Origin of the sequence: Curtobacterium poinsettiae (assembly GCF_047226435.1) — a bacterium.
GTDB lineage: Bacteria > Actinomycetota > Actinomycetes > Actinomycetales > Microbacteriaceae > Curtobacterium > Curtobacterium poinsettiae.
The window spans coordinates 2,967,494-2,978,544 of record NZ_CP178434.1 but is presented as its reverse complement, the minus strand read 5'-3'; the positions used below and the strand labels follow the sequence as shown (position 1 = coordinate 2,978,544).

The 11,051-nt window shown below is 71.3% G+C and carries 11 protein-coding genes; 2 read left to right on the top strand and 9 right to left on the bottom strand.

The genetic code is table 11. The features are described 5' to 3' along the window. Positions 1-36: 36 nt before the first annotated feature. The 3 genes from ACL00U_RS13970 to ACL00U_RS13960 are packed head-to-tail and all read right to left on the bottom strand — an operon-like array spanning position 37 to position 3,940. Complete coding sequence (locus tag ACL00U_RS13970) at positions 37-1,074, bottom strand: ABC transporter permease (RefSeq protein WP_412873515.1); 1,038 nt, start codon at positions 1,072-1,074, stop codon at positions 37-39. After that, entirely contained in the window at positions 1,074-2,762 is a 1,689-nt protein-coding gene (locus tag ACL00U_RS13965) for a sugar ABC transporter ATP-binding protein (RefSeq protein WP_259494116.1), read from the bottom strand. Before ACL00U_RS13965 ends, ACL00U_RS13970 begins: the two co-directional genes overlap by 1 nt. Continuing rightward, positions 2,759-3,940, bottom strand: a complete 1,182-nt coding sequence (locus ACL00U_RS13960; protein WP_284760580.1) for a sugar ABC transporter substrate-binding protein — start codon at positions 3,938-3,940, stop codon at positions 2,759-2,761. Before ACL00U_RS13960 ends, ACL00U_RS13965 begins: the two co-directional genes overlap by 4 nt. Before the next feature lie 655 nt (positions 3,941-4,595). Between ACL00U_RS13960 and ACL00U_RS13955 the strand changes: the two genes are divergently transcribed. Together ACL00U_RS13955 and ACL00U_RS13950 are read left to right on the top strand one after the other, a co-directional pair. Further along, positions 4,596-5,108, top strand: coding sequence for an NADPH-dependent FMN reductase (locus ACL00U_RS13955; RefSeq protein ID WP_412873514.1), 513 nt, complete (start codon positions 4,596-4,598; stop codon positions 5,106-5,108). Beyond that, positions 5,105-5,608 (top strand): flavin reductase family protein, encoded by a 504-nt coding sequence (locus ACL00U_RS13950; RefSeq protein ID WP_017886837.1) that lies wholly within the window; start codon positions 5,105-5,107, stop codon positions 5,606-5,608. Before ACL00U_RS13955 ends, ACL00U_RS13950 begins: the two co-directional genes overlap by 4 nt. A gap of 121 nt (positions 5,609-5,729) precedes the next feature. Here the strand turns inward: ACL00U_RS13950 and ACL00U_RS13945 are convergent, their stop codons facing one another. From ACL00U_RS13945 to ACL00U_RS13920, 6 genes are all read right to left on the bottom strand, one after another. Next, positions 5,730-6,806, bottom strand: coding sequence for an ABC transporter permease (locus ACL00U_RS13945; protein WP_071251241.1), 1,077 nt, complete (start codon positions 6,804-6,806; stop codon positions 5,730-5,732). Beyond that, positions 6,803-7,684, bottom strand: coding sequence for an ABC transporter ATP-binding protein (locus tag ACL00U_RS13940; RefSeq protein WP_412873513.1), 882 nt, complete (start codon positions 7,682-7,684; stop codon positions 6,803-6,805). Before ACL00U_RS13940 ends, ACL00U_RS13945 begins: the two co-directional genes overlap by 4 nt. Positions 7,685-8,158: 474 nt before the next feature. Further along, positions 8,159-8,878 carry a response regulator gene (locus ACL00U_RS13935; protein WP_412873512.1) on the bottom strand — a complete coding sequence of 240 codons (720 nt, stop codon included), beginning with the start codon at positions 8,876-8,878 and terminating at the stop codon, positions 8,159-8,161. After that, a complete protein-coding gene (locus ACL00U_RS13930) occupies positions 8,860-10,134 on the bottom strand; it encodes a sensor histidine kinase (RefSeq protein ID WP_412873511.1) in 1,275 nt (424 codons plus the stop codon). Before ACL00U_RS13930 ends, ACL00U_RS13935 begins: the two co-directional genes overlap by 19 nt. An 82-nt stretch (positions 10,135-10,216) precedes the next feature. Beyond that, positions 10,217-10,525 carry a transcriptional regulator gene (locus tag ACL00U_RS13925; protein WP_194590784.1) on the bottom strand — a complete coding sequence of 103 codons (309 nt, stop codon included), beginning with the start codon at positions 10,523-10,525 and terminating at the stop codon, positions 10,217-10,219. Continuing rightward, complete coding sequence (locus tag ACL00U_RS13920; protein WP_152427231.1) at positions 10,522-10,932, bottom strand: hypothetical protein; 411 nt, start codon at positions 10,930-10,932, stop codon at positions 10,522-10,524. The genes ACL00U_RS13925 and ACL00U_RS13920 overlap by 4 nt, the downstream gene beginning before the upstream one ends. Between the last annotated feature and the right edge of the window lie 119 nt (positions 10,933-11,051).

Genomic DNA, 11,051 nt, shown 5'->3' with positions numbered 1-11,051 from the left:
TCGCTTTCTGTGGTGGGTGTCGAAGGGGGAGCAGGGTCAGGGACGCTTCGCGGCGGCCTTGGCGGCGGTCGCGACGGAGTGCCGCCGGATGGTCTGCGAGACGGCGACGGCGACGATGAGGGCGCCGCCGTAGAAGAGCTGCTGCACGAAGTTGTCGGCGCCGAGCATCTGCAGACCGACCACGCCGGAGAACAGGAAGTACACGGCGATGAACGTGCCGATCGCGTTGAAGCGCCCCGGGACGATCGCGGTCGCACCGAGGTAGCAGGCGGCGAACGCGGGGAGCAGGAACGACTGTCCGCTCGACGGGTCGGCGCCGCCGAGGGTGCCGGCGTAGACGACCCCGGCCACCGCGGCGGTGAAGCCGGCGCCCACGAACGCACCGACCCGGAGCCGTCGGACGTTCAGCCCGGAGAGTTCCGCGACGGTGCGGCCGGTACCGACGAACAGCAGCCGTCGGCCGACCGGGGTGGCGCTCAGGACGACCAGGACGACGACCGTGGCGATCAGGCCGTAGACGAACGCGAGCGGCAGGCCTGCGAGCCCGCGCCACCCGACCGTGGCCTGCACGAGCGCCGGGTCGATGCCCGTCACCGAGGACGACACGCTCATCCACTGGATGATCCCGATCATGAAGGTCGACGTGCCGAGGGTGACGATGAACGAGTCGATGCGGAACCCGACGGTCAGCAGCCCGTTGATCAGGCCCACGACGACGCCGATGACCAGACCGGCGGCGATCGCGGGCACGAGCGGGACGTCCATCTTCGCGTTGAGCACGGCGATGGTCATCGCGGAGAGCGACATCGTCGAGGCGCCGGACAGGTCGAACTCACCGGCGGTGAGCGGGAACAGGAACCCGAGCGCCAGGATGAGCAGCACCGACTGGGACCCGAGGATGTTCTGCAGGTTGCCGAGGGTCGGGTACGTGTCGGGCAGCGCGATGCTGAACGCGATGACGATGACGAGCCAGGCGCCGAGCAGCGCGTACCGCTCGGTGTGCCCCCACGAGAAGCGCGGGCGGGTCGGACGGACGATCGAGGTCTCGAGGACGGGGTCGGCGGTGGTGGACATCAGGCGTTCTCCTTGACTGCGGAGGAGGCATCGGGGGAGGACGAGCCCGCGGGGGACGGGGACCCGGTGGGTGACGCCTGGGCATCTCGGTCGACGAGGCTCGCCACGACCGCGGCCGCGATGACGTCGCGGTCGACGCGGTCGTCGGTCAGCACGTCGTGCACGCGACCCTGGGCGAGGACGACGACGCGGTCGCAGACCTGCGCGAGCTGGTCGTAGTCGGTGGAGGCGCAGACGATTGTCACGCCCTGCTCGGCGCTCCGTCGAAGCATCGAGAAGATCGCGGCGCGTGCCCCGACGTCGATGCCCTGGGTCGGCTCCTGCAGCAGCACGAGCCTCGGGGCGTCCTGCATCCACTTGGCCAGGACGGCCTTCTGCTGGTTGCCGCCCGACAGCGTGCCGAACAGGGCGGCCGGGTCGGCTGGTCGGACGTCGTAGTCGCGGACGAGTCCCGCGACGTGGGCGCGTTCCCGCGCGGGCGAGAGGCCGAGCAGTCCGCGGAGCTTGCCGAGGACGGGGAGCGTGACGTTCTGCTCGACGGACAGGGTGAGCGCCCCGCCCTCGCGCTTGCGGTCTGCGGGAACGTAGACGACGCCGCAGGCGATCGACGAACCGGGCGTCACCCGCGTCAGGTCGACCGGAGCGGGTGTCGCCCCGTCGTGCCGCACGGTGAGCGAGCCCGTCGCGGGGCGTGCCCCGTACAGGCCGGGCAGCACGTCCTCGACACCGGAGCCGGCGAGCCCGGTGATGCCGACGACCTCGCCGTCCGCCACGTCGAACGACAGACCGTCGACGACGCCGACCCGCAGGTCCCGCACCGTCACGACGGCGTCGCCGGTGGTCGCCGGGCGCGGAGTCCTGGCGGCGGGACCGTCCAGTCCGCGTCCGACGATGAGGGAGACGAGCTCGTCCGCCGTCGTCGTGGCGGTGTCCCGGTGCGCCTGGACCCGGCCGGCCCGCAGGACGGTGACACGGTCGGCGTGTTCGAGGACCTCGGACATGTCGTGCGACACCAGCAGCGCCGAGGTGCGGCCGTCCGCGACCAGGTCCTGCACGACCCGGAAGAGCAGGTCGGCGTCCTCCTTCGGCAGGAAGACCGTCGGCTCGTCGAGCACGACGAGCGCCCGGTCGTCGCCCAGCTCGGCGACGGCCCGCAGGATCGCGACGAGCGCCTTCTGGGTGTCGGTGAGTTCGTCGATCCGGGCCCGTGGGTCGATGTCGACCCCGTACCGCGCGAACAGCTCGGCCGCGGCACGGTGCTCGGCGCCCCAGCGGACGAAGGGTCCACGCCCGGCCACCACGGTCGCGAGCCGCAGGTTCTCGGTCACACCGAGCGAGGGGACGAGTGCGAGGTCCTGGTGGACGAAGCTGATCCCCACACGGCGGAAGTACCCGGGAGGCACCGGTAGTGGCAGCCGGGCGCCACGGACCTCGATCGTCGCGCCCGGTTCCGGCGCGTAGGTGCCGGACAGGACCTTGATGAGGGTCGACTTGCCGGAGCCGTTCTCGCCGAGCAGCGCGTGCACCTGGCCCGGCAGGACCTCGAGGTCGACGTCGTCCAGTGCGGTCAGCCCGCCGAAGCGCTTCGTGAGCCCGCTGATCCGCAGGACCGGCGCTGTGTCCGCACCCGTGCCGACGACCGCAGCCGACGATGCGGAGCCGAGCCGAGCCTCCCGGGTGGCGGTCACTCGGCCGCGCCCCAGATCGCTTCGTACCCGGTCTTGTACGCGTCGCCGTAGCCCTTGCTCGGCGCCGGCGGCGTGCCGGTCGCGTCGACGTTGTCCTTCGTGAAGACCTTGAGCGGGGTCTTCTCGTCACCGTCCTCGATGATCGGCGTGCCGGTCAGGACACGGCCGGCCTGGTCGAGCGTCGCGTAGGCGAGCCACTCCATGTTCTCGCCGATGTCCATCGTGAGGACGCTGCCCTCCTGCAGGATCTTCAGCACCGCGGGGGTGCCGTTGTACGACGAGGTGAACACCTGGCCGGTCTTGCCGGCAGCGGTCACACCGGCCTCGACGTAGAGCGTCATCGAGTCGTAGACCGGCAGGACGTAGTCGAGGTTCGGGTCGGACTGCACGGCGGACTGCACGGTCGACGAGATCTTCGTCGCCCAGTCGGCGACGGGGACGTTGGTCACCTTCACCTTGCAGCCGTCGCACTGCGCCTCGAACTCGTCCTGCATCGCCGTGACGATGCCGTCGGACGGGGGCACCTCGGACGACGTGATGATGAGGACGTCGCCCTGACCCTTGGTCTCCTTGATGGCCCAGTCGGCGTTGAGCTTCGCGGCTTCGTGGAACGGGGCGGTCACCTGTGCGGCCACGAGCCCCTGCAGCTGGTCCGGCAGCGCTTGCCCGGTCTGGTAGGTGTGGCTGATCAGCACGGGGATGCCCGCTGCCTTCGCACGCTTCAGCGCCGGGACGATCAGCTCGCCGTTGACACCCTGCGCCAGCACGATGATGTCGGCTCCGCGGCTGATCGCCTGGTCGATGCCGGCGGAGTGCTCGGTGGGTGTGCCCTGGTTCGTGTACTCGATCCACTTGGCGCCGTACTGCTCGGCGACCTTCTCGCCGGCCTCGTCGACCGCGGTGATGAACGGGACGGCTGACGAGTTCGGGATGTTGAAGATCGTCTTGCCGGCGATCCCCGACATGTCGAAGCGCGCGCCCTCGAAGGTGAACGCCGGGTCGACGCTGGCGGCCTCGATCTGGCTCGTGGCGTGCTCGACGCCGGCGGTGACGTCACCGGAGCTCGTCGACGCGGTCGAGGTGGCGGAGCACGCGGACAGGAAGAGCACGCCGGAGATCGCGGCGGCGAGGAGCACGGGACGCGACGGACGCGTTCGGGACGGTGCGGGGGACGACATCGGTCGGGGACCTCCTGGACGGGTGGAGCAGGGAAGGTGCGGGGACGGGGAGCCGGTGCGGGGACGGGCGGCGGGGACGCCGAAGGCCCCGCGGCGCGGGGTGGAGCGTGCAGGGAGCCGGGGACGGGCGGCGGGGCATCGGATCGGGGCGGGGCCGACGTGTGGCGGATCGCCGGTGACGCCGGCCGCTGCAGTGGGGTTGATGCGAATGTAACGGCCGCGGGGTGCCGACAGAGGGTCGCCCGGTAACGGTCCTGTTAGGCGTTTGTTTCGCTGGTGTTAGGCCACCTGCGGCGCCCGACGCGGAGGGGCGTTCGACCCACGGATCCGGGGCGGACGACTGCGCCACCGACCCGCGTGCAGGGGCGGATCCGGGCGGTGACGGGCCGGCGACGGCGGGGCGAAACACGCCGGACCCATCCGAGGCGACTTCCGGAAACGACGCTCTCACAATCCGGCGCGGTCAGTGGGGACGACGCCTGGCGGAATGGCGGAGCGGCCCGGACGCGCAGCCCCGCTGACCGGGACATTCGGGTGCCGCAGGGCCGGGGCAGCTGGCGTAACCCAGCCGATACGGACGCGGTACGGCGGCGAAACGAACGAGCGGTGGACTGCACCAAGCACCCACCACCCGCCCATCGACAGGAGCACCCCGATGATCACCACCGTCGTCGCCGGCAACCCCAAGCCGGCCTCACGGACACTCGACGCCGCGACGGTCGTGCTCGAGCGGCTCACCGGCCGGGCCCCGGACCACGTCTTCGACGTCATCGACCTCGGAGCCGGACTGCTCGGCTGGGGCGACCCCGCCGTCTCGGACGCCGTCCGCACCGTCGCCGGCTCCGACCTCGTCGTCGTCGCGTCGCCGACGTTCAAGGCGACGTACACCGGCGTGCTCAAGCTGTTCCTCGACCAGTTCGGCACCGGCGACGGACTCGCCGGCGTCGTCGCGGTGCCGCTCATGCTCGGTGCCGGTCCGGCGCACGCCCTCGCTCCGGAGGTCTTCCTCAAACCGGTGCTGGTCGAACTTGGCGCGACCGTCGTCGCCCCAGCCCTGTACCTGAACGACAAGCACTACTCGGACCCCGCATCGACCGACGTGTGGCTCGCCCGCTGGCAGGACGTCGTCCTCGCCGCCGCCGCTCACCAGGAAGGAACCGCGTCATGATCAGCCCCTACTCCACCGAGGCCCCGGACCGCTCCGCGCTCAAGCAGGCGTTCTCCGGGTTCCCGTGCGGTGTCGCCGCGCTCTCCGCCGTCGTCGACGGCGAACCGACCGTGCTCGTCGCGTCCTCGTTCACGGTCGGCGTCTCACAGGACCCACCGCTCGTGATGTTCGCCGTGCAGCACACGTCGACCACGTGGCCGGTACTCCGCGACGCCGGCACGATCGGGGTCTCGATCCTCGGTGAGGGGCACGCGCAGGTCACCCGGCAGCTCGCATCGCGGGACAAGTCGATCCGGTTCGTCGGTGTCGACACGACGGTCGCCGAGACGGGCGCGGTGTTCCTGCAGGGGGCGCCGATCTGGCTGGAGTGCTCGGTCGAGCACACCTACCCGGCCGGCGACCACGACATCGTGGTGCTCCGGGTGCTCGGACTCATGTCCGACTTCGCGCACAACCCGCTGGTCTGGCACCGGTCCGCCTTCGCGACGCTGACCGCCTGACCGGCGCCGGGCAACGGACGGGAGGCCCGCCCCACGTGAGCAGGTCTGCTCACGCTGGGCGGGCCTCCCGTCCGGGGCAGCCGGGTGCGCCGGGTGCGCTGGGCCTGCCGGTCCTGCGGCGTCAGCCGCGCAGCGCCTCCGACAGCTTCACGCGACTGCCGGTGCGGAGCAGCGCGTTCTCGTAGACGCGGGCACCGATGACCACGACCGCGACCACCGAAGCGGCGACGATGACGAGCGACAGGATCGGCTCCCACCACTCGGCCGTCCCCAGGAAGATCCGCATCGGCATGCCGATCGGGGCGCTGAACGGCACGTACGACATGATGCCGAGGATCGTCGGGTTGTCGTACGCGACGATGATCAGGAAGTACGGGATCATCACGAGCATCATCACCGGGGTGGTGACGCTGCCGACGTCCTCCTGCCGGGACACCAGCACGGCGGCGGCCGCGAACAGGGACGCCAGCAGCACGAACCCGATCGCGAAGAAGCCGATGAACCACAGGATGCTCGGGCCGAGCATCGCGAACGTGTTGTCCTGCCCGGTCACCGCCAGGGTGACGATGGCGGCGACGGCCACCGCGACGATCTGGGCGAACGCCATGACGCTGTTGCCGAGCACCTTGCCGGCGAGCAGCGCCCGGGCCGGGATCGCGGACATCAGGATCTCGACCACCCGCGTCGACTTCTCCTCGACCACGCTCTGCGCGATCGACTGGCCGAACGTCACCGCCGACGCGAAGTACACGACGCCGAACGCGATCGCGATGAGGTAGACCAGCCCACCCGGCAGCGCGTCCGGGTCGAGCAGCTCGATGCGCGGGGTGACGCTCAACGCCGAGACGACCTCGGACGGGGCCTCGTCGAGCCCGACGACCTTGTAGCCGAGCGGGTCGTCCGACGGCACGATCGCGGCGTCGACGTCGCCCTTCGTGACGAGCCGTTCGGCGTCGTCGACCGATGCCGACTTCGTGACGTCGAGCCCACTGGTGGTCGGCAGCGCGACACCGTCGACGACCGCGACCGCGGTGGTGTCGTCGGCGGTGGCCTTGCTCACGATCCCGCCGACGACGATCGAGGCGACCACCATGCCGATCAGGATGAGTGCCGAGACCACGAAGGCCTTGCTGCGGATGCGTGCCTGGATCTCGCGTGCGGAGACGAGCCGCACGGCCTGCACGAAGGAGCTGTTCATCGGACGACCTCCCGGAAGACCTCGCTGAGCCGCGGCACCCGCGGCGAGAACGACCCGACGGAGCCGTGCTGGACGGCACGCTGCAGGACGCGCTGGGCGGTGGCGGCGTCGGCCTCGAAGACCGCGTAGCCGCCGTCGAACTCCCGCACGGCCACACCCGGCTCGTCGCGGAGCCAGGCGACGTCGCCGTCGACCAGCAGCTCCCACGCGGCGGGGCCGGCCTGCTTGCGGAGTTCCTCCTGCGGACCGGCGGCGCGGATCGTGCCACCGGCGATGACCACGACGTCGTCGCACAGCCGTTCGACCACGTCGAGCTGGTGGCTCGAGAACAGCACCGGGACGCCACGGGCGGCGGTCTCGCGCAGGACACCGAGCACCGTGTCGACGGCCATCGGGTCGAGGCCCGAGAACGGCTCGTCGAGCACGAGCACCTCGGGGTCGTGGGCCAGCGCCGCCGCGATCTGCACGCGCTGCTGGTTGCCGAGCGAGAGCTTCTCGACGGCGTCGCCGGCGTGCTGCGTGAGCTCGAGTCGTTCGAGCAGTTCGCCGGTGCGGATCGTCGCGGTGCGCTTCTCGACGCCGTGCAGCCGGGCCAGGTAGGTGATCTGCTCGGCCACCGGCATCTTCGGGTACAGGCCGCGTTCCTCGGGCATGTAGCCGAAGCGGCGGCGGTCGGCGGGACGGACCGCGGTGCCGTCGATCGAGACCGTGCCCGCGTCGGCCTGGAGCACGCCGAGCATGATGCGCATGGTGGTGGTCTTGCCGGCACCGTTGCCGCCGACGAAGCCGGTGAGGCGGCCGCTGCCGACCGTGAACCCCACGTCGTCGAGCACCCGGCGGTCACCGAAGTGCTTGGTCACCCCTTCGATGGTGAGCATGTCGTTCCCCTTCGTCACGACGCTGGTCGTCGCTGCGTCCGACGCTATTGGCCGGGAGGCACGCCCCGCCTCCGCCGCCAGGCGGGACTTGGGTGGGTGGTCGGCTCCACCGCGTGGGGGAGGAGCGTGCGGGGTGGGTGCGGCCGGGGTACGGGGCGCGTGCGTCGAGTCGGCACGGTGCGGGCTTGTTCGGCTGGTGCGGGTTCGGTTGCTCGGTGCGTCGTGCTGGCGCGGCACGGTGCGGTCAACGCTGCACGGGTTGAACGATGGCGCACGGTGCGGGCGTGGGGTGCGGTGGTGGGCACGGTGCGGGCTTGTTGGGCTGGTGCGGGTTTGGTTGCTCGGTGCGTCGTGCTGGCGGGGCACGGTGCGGTCAACGCTGCACGGGTTGAACGATGGCGCACGGTGCGGCGATGTCTGCGAACTCGGCACCGTGCGGACTTGTCCCGCCGGTGCCGGATCGGTCGGGCTCGGTCAGCCGGCGACGCCGTGCTCGAACGCCCAGACGACCGCCTGGATCCGGTCGCGCAGTGCGAGCTTCTGCAGCACGTTCGACACGTGGGTCTTCACGGTGGCGTCCCCGACGTAGAGCTCGGCGGCGATCTCCGCGTTGCTCAGGCCCCGGGCGAGGAGCCGCAGCACCTCGGTCTCCCGCTCGGTGAGCCCGGCGGCGGTGAGCGCCTCCCGGCCGGACGTCGCTGCCGTCGCGGTGGTCGCCGGCTCGGGCCGGGTCTCCGGCAGCGTCGTCGCCGTCGCCCGGCTGATCACCCGCCGCGTGACGTCCGGCGCGAGCAGAGCGTCCCCGGCGGCGACGGTCCGCACCGCGTCGATCAGCCGCTCGGGGGAGGCGTTCTTCAGCAGGAACCCGCTCGCTCCCGCCTCGAGCGCCTGGAACAGTGCATCGTCGCTGTCGAACGTCGTGAGGATGAGCACCGCCGGCGGGTCCGGCAGCGCCGCGATCCGCCGCGCGGCCTCGAGCCCGTCGACGCCGGGCATCTGCACGTCGAGGCAGACCACGTCGGGGCGAAGCGCCTGCACGGCCTCGACCGCCCGCGCTCCGTCCGACGCCTCTCCGACCACCCGGAGGCCCGGCTCGGACTCCAGGATCACGCGGAACCCGGCACGGACGAGTTCCTGGTCGTCGGCCAGCACGATGGTCAGGTCGGCCGTCCCGTTCACGTCGTCGGCAGCCATGCACGCACCAGGTAGCCTCCCCGGGCGCGTGGCCCGATCTCGATCCGTCCGTCCACGGCGTCGACGCGTTCCCGCATCCCGACGTGCCCGAGCCCGCTGCCGGAGGTGCTCCGGGCTGCACGGGCACCGAGTCCATCGTCCGCGACCTCGACCTCGACGCTGTCGTCCAGGTACCGCAGCCGGACGTCGGCGCGGGCGGTCGGTCCGGCGTGCTTCAGGATGTTCGTCACCGCTTCCTGCACGATCCGGTACGCCACGGCGGCCACCGTCGGTGGCACCGGGCGCTCGGTACCCACGACGACGTACTCGGCGGGGTGGCCGGCCACCCGGGCCGACTCGGCCAGTTCGGCGATCCGCGTGATGCCCTCGGTGCTCGGCCCGTCGCCACCGGTCGTCCCGCCGCCGGCCGCATCGTCGTCGGAGCGCAGGGTACCGAGCATCCGCCGCAGCTCCTCCACCGCGGTACGGGCGTTCTCCTCCACCACCCCGAGCGATGCGGACGCCTGCCCCGGGTCGCGGTCGAGCACGCGCCGTGCCGCACCCGCCTGCACACCCATCAGCGACACGTGGTGGGCGACGACGTCGTGCAGCTCGCGGGCGATCCGCACCCGCTCGATCGTGACCGCTTGCGCGGCCGACCGTTCCCGCTCCGCAGCGAGTTCGGCGGTGCGCTCGGCGAGCTGGTGCCGCGCGACGGCGGAGACCCAGGCGCGGTTGCCGGCGTACCAGGCGGCGCCGAAGTAGATCACGTTGATGAAGATGTTGAGCAGCGAGAACGCCACGTACGGCGCCACGGGCGAGTCCGTGTCGTTCGGCAGGGAGTTCGGTGACGCCCACCCGAACGAGATCGCGATGAACAGCCACGCGAACATGCCACCGATGACGACCCAGCGCACCGCTTCCGACCGGACACGGTCCGAGCACCACGCTCCGACCGTGTACAGCGCGATGAAGAGCGTGAAGTTGACGAGGAAGACCTCGGGGACACGGAGCAGCTGCGTCGCGGCGAACGCCACCGCCGACACCAACGCCACCGACATGGGGAACCGTCGGCGGAACGCGATCGGTGCCGCGTTCGCGACGATCATCAGGGCCGAGACCCACCAGGCGGCCTGGTCGTCGCCGTACGTGCCGGCCGACCCGTACAGGAACGTCGTGAGCGCGAGCCCACCGGCCAGCACCACGGCGAGCACCGTGTCCTGTCGGTACTCGTGCCGCCCCACCGGCAGTCGCGACCACTCCGCCGTCGTCCCCACTCGCGGAACGCTAGCGGAATCCCGGTGCGATGTCGCCATCACGCTGGACTGCTCGGCGTCCGCTCGCTTCACGGTGCTCTGGTCACCCGTCGGGTTCGGCGATCGCCCGGATGACGGCGACGTGCCGCTCGAACGCATCCCGTCCTGCGTCGGTGAGGGCGAGCCAGCTCCTCGTGCTCCGCCCCACGCGAAGCCTGCGGACCCGGAGGAACCCCGCCTCGCCCAGAACCGCCGCTGCTTGGGACAGTGTTGAGTCGCTGACCTCGAGTGCGTCCCGGACGACACCGAACTCCGCTTCGTCCACCGTCCTGAGCAGGGCGAGCAGTGAGAACCGCACCGGCGAGTGGATCCGGTCGTCGAGTTCGTGCCGAGGGTGGGCGCCGCTCGTCATCGGCGCCGCGGCCGAGCCTGCGCTGCCGCCACGATGAGTGGAGCTGCGACGACGAGCGAGGTCGCTCCCCATGCCATCAGCGACGTCGACCCGTCGAGTCCTCGGAGCACCGCGGCGTCGAGCGGAGCAACGGCGAGGACGTAGAGGACGCCGGTTGCGACCCAGGCGACGGTCATCAGTCGGTTGCCTCCGCGGGGGACGACCCGCCGGGTACTCGCGACGAGCCACAGTGCGATGACGGCGACAGCGGCAATCGCGAGGACGGGCAGCCGCGGGGCACCCAGCCCCTCGGCCACGAACACGAAGGACGCGACCAGGGCGGCACTGCACAGGAACACCGGCGTCTGCCAGCCGCGCCCTTGCCTGAGGCGAGTCCCGGCTGCAGCTCCTCGAGTGGAAGTGTTCATGTTCACAGATGGTAAACGTGAAACTGCCGCATGCGCGGATGTCCCAGTGGAACCGCAGCTTCGGGGCGAAGGGGCCGGCCAGTGCGCGACGAGAGTAGCCTCCCGCCAACGAGCAGGGG

Excerpts from the sequence above, each read along its gene's own strand:
- ACL00U_RS13970 (WP_412873515.1), bottom strand. The coding sequence starts at position 1,074 with ATGTCCACCACCGCCGACCCCGTCCTCGAGACCTCGATCGTCCGTCCG.
- ACL00U_RS13920 (WP_152427231.1), bottom strand. The coding sequence starts at position 10,932 with ATGAACACTTCCACTCGAGGAGCTGCAGCCGGGACTCGCCTCAGGCAA.
- ACL00U_RS13945 (WP_071251241.1), bottom strand. The coding sequence starts at position 6,806 with ATGAACAGCTCCTTCGTGCAGGCCGTGCGGCTCGTCTCCGCACGCGAG.
- ACL00U_RS13960 (WP_284760580.1), bottom strand. The coding sequence starts at position 3,940 with ATGTCGTCCCCCGCACCGTCCCGAACGCGTCCGTCGCGTCCCGTGCTC.
- ACL00U_RS13925 (WP_194590784.1), bottom strand. The coding sequence starts at position 10,525 with ATGACGAGCGGCGCCCACCCTCGGCACGAACTCGACGACCGGATCCAC.
- ACL00U_RS13950 (WP_017886837.1), top strand. The coding sequence starts at position 5,105 with ATGATCAGCCCCTACTCCACCGAGGCCCCGGACCGCTCCGCGCTCAAG.
- ACL00U_RS13935 (WP_412873512.1), bottom strand. The coding sequence starts at position 8,878 with ATGGCTGCCGACGACGTGAACGGGACGGCCGACCTGACCATCGTGCTG.
- ACL00U_RS13955 (WP_412873514.1), top strand. The coding sequence starts at position 4,596 with ATGATCACCACCGTCGTCGCCGGCAACCCCAAGCCGGCCTCACGGACA.
- ACL00U_RS13940 (WP_412873513.1), bottom strand. The coding sequence starts at position 7,684 with ATGCTCACCATCGAAGGGGTGACCAAGCACTTCGGTGACCGCCGGGTG.